The organism is Luteimonas aestuarii (genome assembly GCF_004357985.1).
Taxonomy (GTDB): Bacteria; Pseudomonadota; Gammaproteobacteria; order Xanthomonadales; family Xanthomonadaceae; genus Luteimonas; species Luteimonas aestuarii.
This window is the reverse complement of sequence record NZ_SMTF01000001.1, coordinates 146000-161468: the sequence shown is the minus strand read 5'-3', so window position 1 is coordinate 161468 and position 15469 is coordinate 146000. Positions and strand designations below refer to the sequence as shown.

Annotated in this window: 15 protein-coding genes and 1 tRNA gene; 15 read left to right on the top strand and 1 reads right to left on the bottom strand. The window is 69.4% G+C overall.

Annotation, left to right across the window (positions count from 1 at the left end; translation table 11 throughout):
• Nucleotides 1-18: 18 nt before the first annotated feature.
• The 12 genes from E2F46_RS00735 to E2F46_RS00680 all read left to right on the top strand — a co-directional run bounded on the left by E2F46_RS00735 (nucleotide 19) and on the right by E2F46_RS00680 (nucleotide 13158).
• The gene (locus E2F46_RS00735) at nucleotides 19-1851 is read left to right on the top strand and encodes a motility hub landmark protein FimV (RefSeq protein WP_133320273.1); all 1833 of its coding nucleotides are present in this window, start codon (nucleotides 19-21) and stop codon (nucleotides 1849-1851) included.
• A complete protein-coding gene (gene truA, locus E2F46_RS00730) occupies nucleotides 1848-2636 on the top strand; it encodes a tRNA pseudouridine(38-40) synthase TruA (protein WP_133320272.1) in 789 nt (262 codons plus the stop codon). Before E2F46_RS00735 ends, truA begins: the two co-directional genes overlap by 4 nt.
• Nucleotides 2633-3286, top strand: a complete 654-nt coding sequence (locus E2F46_RS00725) for a phosphoribosylanthranilate isomerase (protein WP_133320271.1) — start codon at nucleotides 2633-2635, stop codon at nucleotides 3284-3286. The genes truA and E2F46_RS00725 overlap by 4 nt, the downstream gene beginning before the upstream one ends.
• A gap of 24 nt (nucleotides 3287-3310) precedes the next feature.
• Nucleotides 3311-4531, top strand: coding sequence for a tryptophan synthase subunit beta (gene trpB, locus E2F46_RS00720; protein ID WP_133320270.1), 1221 nt, complete (start codon nucleotides 3311-3313; stop codon nucleotides 4529-4531).
• On the top strand, nucleotides 4528-5325 hold the full coding sequence (trpA, locus tag E2F46_RS00715) for a tryptophan synthase subunit alpha (protein WP_133320269.1): 798 nt from the start codon (nucleotides 4528-4530) through the stop codon (nucleotides 5323-5325). Before trpB ends, trpA begins: the two co-directional genes overlap by 4 nt.
• A 77-nt stretch (nucleotides 5326-5402) precedes the next feature.
• A complete protein-coding gene (gene accD / locus E2F46_RS00710; protein ID WP_133320268.1) occupies nucleotides 5403-6293 on the top strand; it encodes an acetyl-CoA carboxylase, carboxyltransferase subunit beta in 891 nt (296 codons plus the stop codon).
• Entirely contained in the window at nucleotides 6290-7642 is a 1353-nt protein-coding gene (glmM, locus tag E2F46_RS00705) for a phosphoglucosamine mutase (protein ID WP_133320267.1), read from the top strand. The genes accD and glmM overlap by 4 nt, the downstream gene beginning before the upstream one ends.
• A 71-nt stretch (nucleotides 7643-7713) precedes the next feature.
• Complete coding sequence (locus tag E2F46_RS00700; protein ID WP_133320266.1) at nucleotides 7714-8652, top strand: isopenicillin N synthase family dioxygenase; 939 nt, start codon at nucleotides 7714-7716, stop codon at nucleotides 8650-8652.
• Nucleotides 8653-8882: 230 nt separating this feature from the next.
• Nucleotides 8883-9476 carry a methylamine utilization protein gene (locus tag E2F46_RS00695; protein WP_425599788.1) on the top strand — a complete coding sequence of 198 codons (594 nt, stop codon included), beginning with the start codon at nucleotides 8883-8885 and terminating at the stop codon, nucleotides 9474-9476.
• A complete protein-coding gene (locus tag E2F46_RS00690; RefSeq protein WP_425599785.1) occupies nucleotides 9473-11839 on the top strand; it encodes a putative bifunctional diguanylate cyclase/phosphodiesterase in 2367 nt (788 codons plus the stop codon). Before E2F46_RS00695 ends, E2F46_RS00690 begins: the two co-directional genes overlap by 4 nt.
• Nucleotides 11836-12708 (top strand): DUF3034 family protein, encoded by an 873-nt coding sequence (locus tag E2F46_RS00685; RefSeq protein WP_133320263.1) that lies wholly within the window; start codon nucleotides 11836-11838, stop codon nucleotides 12706-12708. Before E2F46_RS00690 ends, E2F46_RS00685 begins: the two co-directional genes overlap by 4 nt.
• 12 nt (nucleotides 12709-12720) lie before the next feature.
• Nucleotides 12721-13158 (top strand): group I truncated hemoglobin, encoded by a 438-nt coding sequence (locus tag E2F46_RS00680; RefSeq protein WP_133320262.1) that lies wholly within the window; start codon nucleotides 12721-12723, stop codon nucleotides 13156-13158.
• On the opposite strand, the gene E2F46_RS00675 is transcribed toward E2F46_RS00680, so the two are convergent.
• Entirely contained in the window at nucleotides 13159-13956 is a 798-nt protein-coding gene (locus E2F46_RS00675) for an SDR family NAD(P)-dependent oxidoreductase (protein WP_133320261.1), read from the bottom strand.
• Nucleotides 13957-14028: 72 nt separating this feature from the next.
• Here E2F46_RS00675 and tpiA point away from each other — a divergent pair, with 72 nt between their 5' ends.
• The 3 genes from tpiA (at nucleotide 14029) to E2F46_RS00660 (ending at nucleotide 15399) form a co-directional block, all read left to right on the top strand.
• Complete coding sequence (tpiA, locus tag E2F46_RS00670; RefSeq protein ID WP_133320260.1) at nucleotides 14029-14778, top strand: triose-phosphate isomerase; 750 nt, start codon at nucleotides 14029-14031, stop codon at nucleotides 14776-14778.
• Nucleotides 14779-14822: 44 nt separating this feature from the next.
• Nucleotides 14823-15260, top strand: coding sequence for a preprotein translocase subunit SecG (gene secG, locus E2F46_RS00665; RefSeq protein ID WP_133320259.1), 438 nt, complete (start codon nucleotides 14823-14825; stop codon nucleotides 15258-15260).
• A gap of 54 nt (nucleotides 15261-15314) precedes the next feature.
• Nucleotides 15315-15399 (top strand) — tRNA-Leu (locus tag E2F46_RS00660).
• Nucleotides 15400-15469: the final 70 nt, after the last annotated feature.

The window sequence follows — 15469 nt, the reverse complement described above, 5'->3', positions numbered from 1 at the left end:
CGGGGAACGACACCTTCCATGCCGATGCGGCTGCTGTGGATCCTGCTGCTGGCGCTGGCCTGCGGGCCGGCGCTTGCGCTCGGGCTTGGCCAGATCGAGGTCAAGTCGCGCCACGGCCAGCCGCTGTTGGCCGAAATCCCGATCGTGTCCAGCGATCCGTCGGAGATGGAGCGCCTGCAGGCGCGGCTGGCATCGCCCGAGACGTTCCGCAGGGTGGGGCTGGAGCCGCCGGTCGGCGTGGTGCAGGAGCTGCAGTTCGCCATCGCGCTGGATCCGCAGGGTCGTCCGGTCATCCGGATCACCACGGCGGCGCCGGTGGAGGCGTCGGCGCTCACCTTCCTGCTGGAGGTGGACTGGGGCTTCGGCCGGCTGGTGCGTGAATATTCGGCGCTGGTCGACTCGCCGCAGACCGTGGCCGCGCCCGCGCAGCCGCCGATCGATGCGCCGGTGGTGGCGCCCCAGGACCTGATCGTCCGTGCGCCGGAAGCCGCCCCGCCTGAAACCACGGAAGCGGAACCCGCCGCCGACCCCGTGCCGGACGTGGCCGCGACCGAACCTGCGGAAGCAGCGGCGCCTGCTGCAATGCCTGCGCCGCGCCCGCCACCGCCTGCACCCGCATCCCCGGCGACTGCCGTCGCTGGAGGTGGGTTACCGCCGGTACAGGCCGGGCAGACGCTGTCGGGCATCGCTGCCGGCCTGAGCGCACAGACCGGGCACAGCCTCAACCAGACCATGCTGGCGCTGCTGCGGGCCAATCCCGATGCCTTCATCCGCGGCAACATCAACCTGCTGCGCGAAGGCGCGGTGCTGCGCGTGCCCGGGCCGTCCGAACTGGCGGCCGAGGATGCGCGCGCGGCCAACGCCATCGTGCGCGAACAGGTCGCGCAGTGGCGGGAGTGGCGAAACCCGGTGCCGCAGCCGGTGGAAGCGGCGTCGGCCACGGCGGATGCCGCCGGTGCCAGCGGGCCCTCCCGTACCAGCGACGCGCGGCTCGAAATCGTGCCGCCCACCTCCGGTGGCGCGGCGGCAGGAACACGGTCCGGCATTGCGGCCGGCGGCGAGGGTGACATGCTGCGACAACAGGAATTGACCGAGGCACGCGAGACCATCGCCGCACGCTCGGCCGAGGTGGACGAACTGAAGGCGCGCGTCGCCGAGCTGGAGCAGTTGCAGCAGCAGCAGTCGCAGCTGATCGCGCTCAAGGATAGCGAGCTGGCGGCAGCGCAACAGCGGCTGGCCGAAAGCAACCAGCAGCCGACGCCAACGCTTGCCTCCACGGCGCAGGCATCGAATCCGGAAGCGCCGGGCGTGGCTTTGCCATGGGTGTGGATCGGACTGGGTGTGTTCGCGTTGATCCTGCTGGCCTGGTGGTGGGCCAGCCGTCGCAGCGTGGCCTCCGCCAACGCCAGCCGCAGTTTCCTGTCCGATCGCCCGGTGCCTGCGCCGTCCAGGTCGATGTCGACCCCGGCGCCGGTGGTGGACGCCCAGGCCGATGCCGACGTGGCCTCGCCGCCCGCCGCCGCGCCTGCACGGCTGGACCCTGCCGCCGCCATGGCGGCCAGCGGCTGGCCGAACACGCCAGCGCCCGCCGCCGACGCCGGGTTGGTCGAGCCGGCGGCCGCCGGGGACGCCGCGCCGCCCTGGCATGCCGCCGGTAACGGCGCCGCGCAGGCCGCGACGATCGCACCGCTGAATCCTGCGCCGGCGGGGCAGGAGCGGCTGGAGCTGGCCCGCGCCTACATCGACCTGGGCGATGTCGATACTGCGCGCACGCTGCTGCAGGAAGTCGCGGACAGCGGCGACATGGCCTCGCGTGGCGAGGCGGCGCGCCTGCTGCGCGAACTGGTGTGACCCGGCGTTTCGCGCTGGGCGTCGAATACGACGGCGGCGCATTCCAGGGCTGGCAGCGGCTTAGTCCGCCTGGTGTCGCCGGCGACACTTCCGTGCAGGGTGTGCTGGAGCAGGCCTTGTCCCGCGTGGCCGACGCGCCAACGGCGACCACGTGCGCCGGCCGCACCGATGCTGGCGTGCACGGACAGTGCCAGGTGGTGCATTTCGACACCGATGCCGTCCGTGACCCACGCGCCTGGGTGCTGGGAACCACCACGCGGCTGCCGTCGTCGATCGCGGTGCGCTGGTGCGCGCCGGTGGACGACGCGTTCAACGCACGATTTTCGGCGGTGGCGCGTTGTTATCGCTACCGCCTGCTCAACCGACAGGTGCGGCCCGCGCTTCAGCGGCAATACCTGTCCTGGCACTGGCGTCCGCTGGATGCGGCAGCCATGCACCGCGCCGCGCAGGCGCTGGTGGGCGAGCATGATTTCAGTGCGTTCCGCTCCGCGCAGTGCCAGGCAACGCACGCACGTCGTGAACTGCAACGCATCGCGGTCGCGCGCGAGGGCGACGTGGTGACGGTGGAGGTGCAGGCCAATGCCTTCCTGCACCACATGGTGCGCAACCTCGTCGGCTCCCTGCTGGAAGTCGGTGCCGGCGCGCGGAAGGAGCGCTGGGTGGCCGAATTACTGGCCGGGCGGGACCGCACCGTGGCCGGGCCTACCGCTCCACCGCAAGGATTGACGTTCATTGCGCCCCTGTATCCGCGACAATGGGGCCTGCCCGACGAGGTGACCCTGTGAGCCGACCCCTGTACCGCACCCGCGTGAAGTTCTGTGGATTGACCCGACCGGGCGACGTGCGCCTGGCTGGAGAACTCGGCGTGGATGCCGTGGGTTTCGTGTTCGCGCCGGCCAGCCGCCGTCGCGTCGAGATCGATGCCGCCGCGGCCATGACCCATGCGCTGGCGCCCTTGGTCGACTCGGTGGCACTGTTCATGGACAACGCCGCCGACGAGGTGCGCGAGGTGGTGCGCCAGGTGAAGCCGGCGCTGCTGCAGTTCCATGGCAACGAGGACGATGCGTTCTGCCGCAGCTTCGGCGTGGCCTACATCAAGGCCGTGCCGATGGGCGGCGGCGATGCGCTGGATCCACTGTCGCTGCATTCCCGCTACCCGGCGGCGTCCGCCTTCCTGCTGGACGGGCACGCCCCGGGCGCTGCGGGGGGCGAGGGCCACCTGTTCGACTGGGCGAGCGTGCCCAAGGGCATGACCAAGCCCTTCCTGCTGGCAGGCGGACTGACGCCCGACAACGTGTTCGACGCGGTGGTGGCGACCTTGCCCTGGGGCGTGGACGTGTCCAGCGGGATCGAGGTCGAAGGCGATCCTGGCGTGAAGGATGGCGCACGCATGCGCCGCTTCGTCGAGGAAGTGCGACGCGCCGATTGCGACTGACCGCATCGGCACAACCAGAAGGCCATGGGTTTGAACCAAGCAGACATCGATTTCAACGCCTACCCCGACGCGGCCGGCCACTTCGGTCGCCATGGCGGTCGTTTCGTCGCCGAGACCCTGGTCGGTCCGCTGCAGGCGCTTGCCGCGGCCTACGACGCCGCGCGCGTCGATCCTGCCTTCGTGGCCGAATTCGACAAGGACCTGAAGCACTACGTCGGCCGGCCCAGCCCGATCTACGAAGCCGAGCGCCTTGCGCGCGAGGTGGGTGGCGCGCGCATCCTGCTCAAGCGCGAGGACCTCAACCACACCGGTGCGCACAAGATCAACAACACCATCGGCCAGGCACTGCTGGCCAGCCGCATGGGCAAGACCCGCATCATCGCCGAGACCGGTGCCGGCCAGCACGGCGTGGCCAGCGCCACCGTTGCCGCGCGCCTGGGCCTGGAATGCGTGGTGTACATGGGCGCGACCGACATCGAGCGGCAGAAGATCAACGTCTACCGCATGAAGCTGCTGGGCGCCGAGGTGGTACCCGTGACCAGCGGCTCGGCGACGCTGAAGGATGCGCTGAACGAGGCGATGCGCGACTGGGTGACCAACGTGCACGACACCTTCTACATCATCGGCACCGTCGCCGGCCCCGACCCGTACCCGCGCATGGTGCGCGATTTCAACGCCGTGGTCGGGCGCGAGGCGAGGGCGCAGATGCTGGAAGACTACGGCCGCCTGCCGGATGCCATCACCGCCTGCGTCGGCGGCGGCAGCAATGCCATCGGCCTGTTCCATGCGTTCCTGGGCGATCGCGGCGTGCGCATCGTCGGCGCGGAGGCGGCGGGCGACGGCATCGAGACCGGGCGCCACGCGGCGTCGCTCGCGGCGGGGCGCGTCGGCGTGCTGCACGGCAACCGCACCTACGTGATCTGCGACGACGATGGCCAGATCACCGAAACACATTCGATTTCGGCCGGCCTGGACTATCCCGGCGTCGGTCCGGAACACGCCTTCCTCAAGGACACTGGCCGTGCCGAGTACGTTGGCGTGACCGACGACGAAGCACTGCATGCGTTCCACGCCCTGGCGCGCACCGAAGGCATCCTGCCGGCGCTCGAATCCAGCCACGCCATCGCGCAGGCGATGAAGCTGGCGCGCGACCTGCCGAAGGACGCGCTGGTGCTGTGCAACCTGTCGGGCCGCGGCGACAAGGACGTGCACACCATCGCCGCGCGCGAGGGCATCGACCTGTGAGTCGCCTCGACGCGAAGTTTTCGGACCTGCGGGCGGCAGGCCGCAAGGCCCTGATCCCCTTCATCACGGCCGGCGACCCTTCACTGGAATCCACCGCGCCGGTGATGCACGCGCTGGTCGAGGCCGGTGCGGACGTGATCGAGCTTGGCGTGCCGTTCTCCGACCCGATGGCCGATGGCCCCACCATCCAGCGCAGTTCGGAACGCGCATTGGCCCGCGGCGCCGGCCTGCGTCATGCGCTGCAGGCGGTGGCGATGTTCCGCCAGGGTGACGACAGCACGCCGGTGGTGCTGATGGGATACCTGAACCCGGTGGAGATCCACGGCGCCGGACGCTTTGCCCGCGAGGCGGTGGCTGCCGGCGTGGATGGCGTGCTGCTGGTCGACCTGCCGCCTGAAGAAGCGGATGACACGCGCGCGCTGTTCAGCCAGCATGGGTTGGCGCTGGTCGCGCTGGCATCGCCCACCACCAGCCCCGAACGCCTCGCCATGCTGTGCGACACCGCGCAGGGGTATCTGTATTACGTCAGCTTTGCGGGCGTCACCGGTGCGTCGGACCGTCTCGATGCCAAGGCCGCCGGCGAACGGCTCAGGCAATTGCGCACCACCGCGCGCGTGCCGGTGGTGGCAGGATTCGGGATCAAGGATGCCGCCAGCGCCGCGGCAATGGCGGTGGACGCCGATGGCGTGGTGGTCGGCAGCGCGCTGGTGGCGGCGCTGGCCGGGCGGGATGCCGGTGCGGCCGACGCTGCGAAGGCGTTCCTGGCCCCGCTGCGCGCCGCGCTGGATGCGTGACCGTACGGTGGCCCGGCGAGGCGGTGGGCTAAACTTCGCGCCATGACGCGGCCCGGCCGCAAGACCACTGGATACCGATGTCCTGGCTGAAAAAGGTGATGCCGCCGCGCATCCGCACCGACAACGGCACGCCCAGGAAGCGCAGCGTGCCCGAGGGACTGTGGGACAAGTGCGACCGTTGCGGCGCCGTGCTGTACCGCACCGAGCTGGAGCAGAACCTCGAGGTCTGCCCGAAGTGCAACTTCCACCGTCCGATCCGCGCACGCGCGCGGCTGAAGGCGTTCCTCGACCCGGGCGGGCAGTTGGAGATCGGCGCCGCGCTGGGGCCAACCGACGTCCTGAAGTTCAAGGACCAGAAGAAGTACGTCGAGCGGATCAAGGCCGCGCAGAAGAGCACCGGCGAGCGCGATGCGCTGGTGACCCTGCAGGGCAGGCTGCACGGCCGCGACATCGTGGCCAGTGCGTTCGACTTCGCCTACATGGGCGGTTCGATGGGTTCGGTGGTGGGTGAACGTTTCACGCTGGGCGCCGAGCGTGCGCGCGAGATCGGTTCCCCCTTCGTTTGCTTCGCCGCCAGCGGTGGCGCGCGCATGCAGGAAAGCCTGTTCTCGCTGATGCAGATGGCCAAGACCTCGGCTGCGCTGGGCCGCCTGCGCGAGGCCGGCTTGCCGTATGTGTCGGTGATGACCCATCCGACCACCGGCGGCGTCTCGGCCAGCTTCGCGATGCTGGGCGACATCAACATCGCCGAGCCGGAAGCGCTGATCGGCTTCGCCGGCCCGCGGGTGATCGAGCAGACCGTGCGCGAGACTTTGCCGGAAGGCTTCCAGCGCTCGGAGTTCCTGCTCGACCACGGCGCCATCGACCAGATCTGCGACCGTCGCGAGCTGCGCGACCGGATCGCCCGCCTGCTTGCGTTGATGATGCGGCAGCCGGCGCTTGCCGGCGATTCCACGGGCGACGCATGAGCAGGAAGTACTTCGGCACCGACGGCATCCGCGGCAAGGTGGGCGAGGGCCCGATCTCGGCCGACTTCGTCCTGCGCCTGGGCAATGCCTATGGGCACGCGCTGCGCGCCGCTGCCGGCGACGGCCGCAAGCCGGAAGTGTTCATCGGCAAGGACACGCGCATCTCCAACTACATGTTCGAGGCGGCGCTGGAGGCCGGGCTGGTGGCTGCCGGCGTCGATGTGCAGTTGATGGGGCCGATGCCCACGCCGGCCGTGGCGCATCTCACGCGCACCATGCGCGCCGATGGCGGCATCGTCATTTCCGCTTCGCACAACCCGCATTACGACAACGGCATCAAGTTCTTCTCGGCCGAAGGCGAGAAGCTCGACGACGCCACCGAGCTGGCCATCGAGGCCGCGCTCGACCATCCGTTCTCCACCGTTGCCTCCGAGCGCCTGGGCAAGGCGCTGCGCACGCGCGACGCCATTGGCCGCTACGTGGAGGCGTGCAAGAATTCCGTGCCGCGGCAGTTCGACCTGGCGGGCATGCACATCGTGGTGGACTGCGCCAATGGCGCGACCTACCAGGTCGGGCCGCTGGTGCTGCGCGAACTGGGTGCCGAGGTCGATGCCATCGGCGTCGACCCCAACGGCACCAACATCAATGACGGCGTCGGTTCGATGCACCCGGAAGCATTGGCAGCCCGCGTGCGCGAGACGGGCGCGGACCTTGGCATCGCCTTCGATGGCGATGGCGACCGCCTGCTGTTCGTGGATGGCGAGGGCCGGACCTGCGACGGCGACGACCTGCTGTACGTGCTGGCGCTGGACTGGCAGGCCTCCGGCCGCCTGCGCGGGCCGGTGGTGGGCACGCTGATGACCAACTACGGGCTGGAGAAGGCACTGGGCGCGGCTGGCATCGGTTTCCTGCGCGCCAAGGTCGGCGACCGCTACGTCCATCAGATGCTGCTGGAACACGACGGCATGCTTGGCGGCGAGACCTCCGGTCATCTGCTGTGCCTGGACCGCACCACGACCGGCGACGGCATCATCAGCGCGCTGCAGGTGCTCGAGTCGCTGCGCGGCCGCGGGCTGTCGCTGCAGGAGGCGTTGCAGGGCATGCAGAAGCTGCCACAGAAGACCATCAACGTGCGTTTCGCCAACGGCGCCAGGCCCGCCGAGGCTGAAAGCGTGAAGGCCGCGTTGCGCGAAGCCCAGCAGGCCGTGCATGGCCGTGGTCGCGCCTTCCTGCGCCCCTCGGGCACCGAGCCGGTGGTGCGGGTGACGGTGGAAGCCGACGACGGCATGCTGATGCAATCCACCGTCGAACGCCTGGCGGACGCCGTGCGCCTTGCCGCGCAAGACTGAACATTGACCACGGTCGATGCGCGCGGCCCGGTGCCGTGGTGCAACGGCCGGAAACATCCGGAGCCTGACGCATGAGTTCGCGAATCCCCACCCTCGACATCCGCCGCTTCGACACTGATCGCGATGCTTTTGTCGCCGAACTCGGTGCCGCCTACCGTGAATGGGGTTTCGCGGGCATCAACGGCCACGGTATCCCGCAGTCGCAGCTCGATGACGCCTATGGCGTGTTCAAGGCGTTCTTCGCCCTGCCCGAGGACGTGAAGAAGCTGTATCACGTGCCCGGCAGCGGCGGTGCCCGCGGCTACACCCCGTTCGGCGTCGAGACGGCCAAGGACTCCAAGCATTTCGACCTCAAGGAGTTCTGGCACATCGGCCGTGAGATCCCGGACGATTCCAAGTACCGTGAAGTGATGCCGCCGAACCTGTGGCCGACCGAGGTGCCCGGGTTCCGCGAGCACGGCTACGGCCTGTACCAGACGCTCGATGCGCTGGGGTCCAAGGTGCTGTCCGCATTGGCGTTGCACCTCGGCCTGGCGGAGGACTACTTCGCCGACAAGACCGATTACGGCAATTCGATCCTGCGGCCGATCCACTATCCGCCGATCACCGCCGACGACATCCCCAACGTGCGCGCCGGCGCCCATGAGGACATCAACCTGATCACCTTGCTGGTGGGCGCCAGCGCGGCCGGGCTGGAGGTGCTGTCGAAGAAGGGCGAATGGGTGCCTTTCACGTCAGATGCCGACACGATCGTGGTCAACATCGGTGACATGCTGCAGCGCCTGACCAACCACGTGTATCCATCCACCACCCACCGCGTGACCAACCCGCCGGGCGAGCAGGCCCGCCAGCCGCGCTACTCGGTGCCGTTCTTCCTGCATCCGAACCCGGATTTCCTGATCGACGTGCTGCCATCCACCGTCACCGCGGACAATCCCAGTCGCTATCCCGAGCCGATCACGGCACAGGGATACCTGGAAGAGCGCCTGCGCGAGATCAAGCTGGCCTGACGCGGCGTGGGCCGGCTGCGTGCCGGCCGCGTCCCTGCCGACGATGGGGCGGGCGCATCCGTGGCACGCTGGCCTGTTCAGAATCCGCTGGCACGGTTCATGCATGATCCCCTTGACCTGCAAGGGGACAGGCCATCGTGGGAAGCACATCCAGACTCCGGCCCTGGTTCGCCTGCGTGCTCGCGCTCGCGGCGCTGGCAGGCGTGGCCGAGGCGACCGAACTGCGGGTGATGGTCAGCGGCGGCGATGCGCCGCTGGCCGATGCCGTCGTCAGCCTGCACCCCGTCGGAGCCGGGGGTGCTGCCGCGTCGGCACGCGCCGACATGAACCAGCGCGACTCCACGTTCGTGCCCGGCGTACTGCCCGTACAGACGGGGACGGTCGTGCGCTTCCCGAACAGCGACAACATCCAGCACCACGTCTATTCGTTCTCCGAGGCCAAGCGCTTCGACCTGCCGCTGTACACCGGGCGCGATGCGCCACCCGTACTGTTCGACGCGACCGGCGTAGTCGTGGTGGGTTGCAACATCCACGACTGGATGATCGGCCACATCGTGGTGGTGGACACGCCTTACTTCGCGAAGACCGGCGCCGATGGCACCGTGCGGCTGCAGGCTCCGCCGGGCGATTACGACCTGCGCGTCTGGCATGTCCGCGCCGACCGTCGGGTGGCGGACAGGCGGCTGTCGCTGCGCGGGGCCAGCATGCCTGCCCAGCTGGTGGAACTGCCGGTCACGCCCGCGCCCGCTGCGGTCGAGACCCGCGGCAGCGAGCGTCTTCGTGAACTGCAGCAGAAGTTCCGCCGCATGAAGGATGGGGCGTGATGTTCCAGCGCTTCCAGGCGCGCATCGTCGCGCTGATGATCCTGGTGGTGCTGCTGGCGCAGTTGGCCACGTTTGGCGTGGTCACCGTGGCCACGGAGCGCGCGGTCGGCAGCCGCCTGCAGCAGGAGCTGCGCGTGGGGCAGCGGGTCTGGGAGCAGTTCCACGACAATCGTGCCGAGCAACTGCTGGCCAGCGGTTCGGTGCTGGCCGACGACTTCGGCTTCCGGGCCGCGGCGGCGACCGGCGATGCGCCGACGATCGCCTCTGCGCTTGGCAACCATGGCGCAAGGATGGGAGCGGACCTGGCATGGCTGCTGACTCCGCAGGGCAAATGGGTGGCGGGCACCGAAGGCATCGGCATGCCGCCGCGGGAAATGCTGGCGGCGCTGGTCGCCGAGGCGCAGGCAGCTGGTTTCGCGATGCAGGTGCTGTCAGTGCAGGATCGACTGCTGCAGGTGGCGCTGTTGCCGGTGATGGCGCCGGACCTGGTCGGCTGGCTGGCCGTGGGGCAGGCCTTCGAGGATCGCGCCGCCGCCGACTACCGCAACCTCACCGGGCTGGATGCAAGCTTCGTCAGCGGCTCGGCGGGCGCCTGGCAGGTGCATGCCACCTCGCTCCCGCGAACCGAGCGCAACGCGCTGGCCTTGACCACCTTGCCGGTCGACGCCTCAGGCGAGTCGTTGCGCCTGGATGATGCGCGCTACCTCGCCGTGGCGCGTCCGCTCGAGGGGGGCACGCAAGGGCAGCAGGTGGTGTTGCAGGGCTCGTTCGACGCCGCGCTCGCACCCTACATGGCGCTACGCACGCGCATCCTGGCGATGTCGGCGCTGGCGGCACTGCTGGCACTCGTCGTGGCGGCGACGCTGGGCAGGGGCATCAGCCGCCCACTCGCACGCCTTGCCGACGCCGCTCGGCGGATCCAGGCCGGCGACTACTCGCGACCGCCGCAACCGGAAGGGCGGGGGGAAATCGCGGATCTCGCGGGTGCATTCGGGCGGATGCAGGCGGATATCGCCGCGCGCGAAGCGCGCATCCTGCACCAGGCGCGGCACGATGGATTGACCGGGCTGCCCAACCGCGGCCATGCCCGCGACCTGCTGCAGGCGGCGATCCAGGCCGGCGATGCGGCGGGCACGTCGTCTGCGGTGGTGGCGATCGACCTCGACCGGTTCAAGGAGATCAACGACACGCTCGGCCACGACTTCGCAGACGAAGTGCTGCAGGAAGTCGGGCGGCGGCTTCGCGCCACGCTGGCGCCGCAGCATGTGGTCGCGCGGCTGGGCGGCGATGAGTTCCTCGCGGTACTGGTGGGCGTGGATGCCGAAAGCGCGATGGCCGAGGCGTCGTCGCTGCTGTCCCGGTTGCGACACCCGCTCGAACTCTCCCGCACCCGCATCAGCCTGGACGCCAGCCTCGGCGTGGCCATGCACCCGGCGCACGGTGCCGATGCCGATACCCTGCTGCGGCGCGCGGACATCGCGCTGTACGACGCCAAGGCCGCGCACAGCGGCACTGCCCTGTACGCGCCCGGGCGCGACGAGGTCCACCTGCGCCAGCTGACGCTGATGTCGGACCTGCGCAAGTCGATCGAGCGCGGACAATTGACGCTGCGCTTCCAGCCCAAGCTGCAGGTGGCGGATGCGCATGTCGTGCACGTCGAGGCGCTGCTGCGCTGGCGACACGCCACCCTGGGGATGGTGCCCCCGGACGAATTCATTCCGTTGGCCGAGCGCTCCGGCTTCATCCACGAACTGACACGGTACGTGCTGGACGAATCCCTGCGCTGCAATGCCCGCTGGCGGCGCGAGGGCGTGGACCTCGGCCTCGCCGTGAACCTGTCGGCGATGGACCTGATGGACGCGGACCTGCCGGATTTCATCCTGGATCGACTGCGGCGCCACGGCGTCCCGGCAGGCAAGCTGATCCTGGAGGTCACCGAAGGTGCGCTGATGCGCGACATCGACTACGCGATCCGGATGCTGTTGCGACTCAAGGCCTGCGGCATCCGGCTGGCGATCGATGATTTCGGCACGGGCTACTCGTCGCTGGCGCAACTCAAGCGGATGCCGGTGGACGAGCTGAAGATCGACAAGAGTTTCGTGATGCAGCTCGCCGAGGGCAGCGACGATGCGGTGATCGTGCGTTCCACCATCGAACTGGGACACAACATGGGGCTGTCCGTGATCGCGGAAGGCGTGGAGAACGAGGCCGCGATGACCCTGTTGCGCAGCTATCGCTGCGACATGGTGCAAGGCTATCTGTTCAGTGCGCCGCTCGATGCCGACGCGCTGCTGTCGTGGTGCCGCCGGCACGCGGGCGAAGGGCAGCGTATCCACGTTGCGACGACGGAGGTCGACGCATGAGGACGTGGCATCTGCTGGCTTCGCTGGCACTGGTCGCCGGATTGCCCTGGCTGGCCACGCCGGCGTTCGCCGGGCAGGGCCGCCTGCTGGCGACGGGTGGTGCCACCCAGGTGGAGGGCGCTGCCGGGGGTGGCATCGTGCCTTGGGCCGTGTTGGCCGGTTACGGCACCGAAGACGAATTTGGCGGCGCGGCTTTCCATACCCGCGTGGATACCGGCGACTACGCACTGGCCGCCTACGGCGCTGCGTTCACGCTGTACAACCGGCTCGAACTTTCCGTGGCGAGGCAGTCCTTCGATCTGGGCGAACTGCAGCGCCAGCTGGCCTTGCCGTGGGATTCACTGGACCAGGACATCCATGGCGCCAAGCTGCGCATCGCGGGCGACCTGGTGTATACGCACATGCCGCAGGTCAGCGTGGGGATGCAGCGCAAGCGCCTGCGCGATGGCACCCTGCCGCTGGCGCTGGGTGCGCATGACGACGCGGGCACGGATGTCTACGTCAGCGCCACCAAACTGTTCCTCGATGCCGCCGGTGGCTACCAGCTGCTGCTCAACGGCACCCTGCGTTCGACCCGCGCCAACCAGGGCGGCCTGCTGGGGTTCGGCGGCGACCGCAAGGCCGGGCGCTCGGTGGTGTTCGAGGGCTCCGCCGCCGTCCTGCCCAGTCCGCGCCTGGCGCTGGGCGTCGAGTACCGGCAGAAGCCCGACAACCTCGGCTTCGCACGCGAGGACGACTGGTACGACGTCTTCGTCGCCTGGTTCCCCAACAAGCATGTCGCCGTGGTGGGCGCGTGGGCCGAGCTGGGCAGCATCGCCACGCTCGATCGCCAGCGCGGCGCCTACCTGTCGCTGCAAGTCGGCTTCTGAGGAGTGACGTGGATGCGCCTTCGTTTGGTGATCCTGCTGACCGTGTTGTGCTGCGGCGCCTGCGCAAGCGCTCCCCAGCGTAGCGTCTACGACGACCTGGGCGGGCAGGCCGGGATCGAGCAACTGGTCGAAGACCTGCTGGTGCGCGTGTCGGACGATCCGCGCATCGCGCCGCTGTTCATCGGCGTGGACATCGTGAACCTGCATTCGCGGCTGTCGGAACACCTGTGCGCCGAGGCGGGAGGCCCCTGCGTCTATGCCGGCAAGAACATGGTGGACGCGCACGCGCACGTCGACATCAACGCTGCGCACTTCAACGCCCTGGTGGAGAACCTGGTCGAGACCATGGAGGCGCGGGGGGTGCCGCGCAGCGCACAAAACAGGCTGCTGGCGCGGTTGGCACCGATGCAGCGGGACGTGGTCGGCGCGTCGCGAGCGGGTGGCCGGTGATCAGTCCACCGGCCTGACCTTGCGCGAGTTGCGGGCCATCAGCGCCATCGCCGCGCGATGCGGCAGCAGTTTCACCAGCGTGCCCAGCATGCGATAGCGCCAACCCGGCACCGCCAGTACGTCGCCGCGCTCGTTGGCGTCGATGCCCTCGCGTGCGACATCCATGGCGTCGAGCCACAGCTTCGGCGACACGCGCATCTTTCCCCGGGTGCCGGTGACGTCGTGGAATTCGGAATAGGTGAAGCCGGGGCAGAGCGCGGTCACGTGCACCCCGCGATCGACGTTCTCCATCGCCAGCGATTCGCTGAATTTCACCAGCCAGGCCTTGGCGGGCGCGTAGAGGGTCTGGCCATCGGCGGACGGCATCAGCGCGGCGAAGGAAGCGACGTTGAGGATGCGGCCGTCGTCGAAGCGGCGGATCGACGGCAGCAGGCGCCAGGTCAGTTCGGCCACCGCGGCCACCATGACCTGCTGGAACTGTGCGTGCGTGCGCCAATCGTTCTTCAGGTAGCGCCCCGGAACGCCATACCCGGCGTTGTTGGCCAGGATGCGGATGGCGATGCCACGCGCGTCCAGCGTATCCACCAGCGCCGCGGGCGCAGCCGGATCGGAAAGGTCGGCGGCGATCACCTCCACCGGCACCCGCGCGCGCAGTTCGGTGGCGAGCGCTTCGAGCCTGTCGAGGCGACGGGCGGTCAGCACCAGCGGCACGCCGCGGCGCGCGTACTCGCGGGCGATCTCGGCGCCGATGCCGCTGGAGGCGCCGGTGACGAGGGCATGGCCGCGGGTGTCGTGCATGGCGGGCTCCGTCTGTCTGGGAAGGGCATCGGCTATCCTGTCGCCCGCATTCGAACAGGGCAGGGCATGGACATGCGTCGCAGGATCGTAGCCGGAAACTGGAAGCTCCACGGCAGCCGGGCGTTCGCATCGGAGCTGGTCGATGGCGTCGCCGCAGGCCTGCCGGTCGCCGGCGTCGAGGTGGTGGTGCTTCCGCCGTTCCCGTTCCTGCCGCAGCTCGCCGCCAGCCACGCCGGCGGCATCGCCTTCGGTGCCCAGGACGTCAGCGAGCACGCCAAGGGCGCCTATACCGGCGAGGTGTCGGCGGCCATGCTGGTCGACGTGGGCGCCCGCTACACCTTGGTGGGTCACTCCGAGCGCCGCCAGTACCACGGCGAAGACAGCGCCCTGGTGGCCCGGAAGTACCTGGCGGCCCGCGAGGCCGGGCTCACGCCGATCCTGTGCGTCGGCGAGACCCTCGATGAACGCGAGGCGGGCCGCACCGAGCAGGTGCTGCTGGACCAGCTGGCACCGTTGTTCGAGCTCGCGGGCGCGGGGGTGCTGGCCGACGGGGTGGTGGCGTATGAGCCGGTCTGGGCGATTGGCACCGGCCGCACCGCCACCACCGGGCAGGCGCAAGCGGTCCACGCCTTCCTGCGTGGCGAGGTCGCCCGGCGCGATGCTACAATCGCGGATTCCCTGCCGTTGCTGTATGGCGGCAGCTGCAAGCCCGACAATGCCGAGGCGCTGTTCTCGCAGCCGGACGTGGATGGTGGACTGATCGGCGGCGCCTCGCTCGCGGCCAACGACTTCCTCGCCATCGTCGCCGCGGCCGCGCGCTGAGGGTCGGTCTCCACCCGCAAGTCTTTTCGTTATCGAGCACCCCCATGCTGTTGTTGACCCTCAACATCCTGTTCGTGCTGGTCGCCGTCGCGATGGTCGCACTGATCCTCATGCAGCGCGGTGCCGGCGCATCGGCCGGTTCCGGCTTCGGCGGCGGCGCCTCGTCCACCGTGTTCGGTGCCCGGGGCTCGTCGAACTTCCTGACCAAGGCCACCAAGTGGCTGGCGATCACGTTCTTCGCGATCACGCTGTTCATGGCGTGGTACGCGCACAACGGCGCCCGCGTGCAGCCGGTGCAGGACGTCGACCTGGGCGTGATGTCGCAGGTGCCGGAGGCCCCCGCAGCACCCGCTGCGCTCGAAGTCCCGACGGTCCCCTCTGGCAATGCAGTGCCTGCCGCGCCGGCGCAGTCGGAAGTGCCGCAGGCCGTCCCGGCACAGGATGCGGCGGAAACGCCCGCGGCCACTCCGCAAAACGAGTGAGACCGCTTACAATTGCGTGATCCGCGGGCAGTCGACGCGGAACGTACAGACATTGCCCAGGTGGCGGAATTGGTAGACGCACTACCTTGAGGTGGTAGCGGCTTAGGTCGTGGGGGTTCGAGTCCCCCCTTGGGCACCAGAAACGGAAGGCGTCCCGCGGCAACGCGGACGCCAAGCCACGGCCGCTTTCGCGGCCGGTAGCCGAGAGA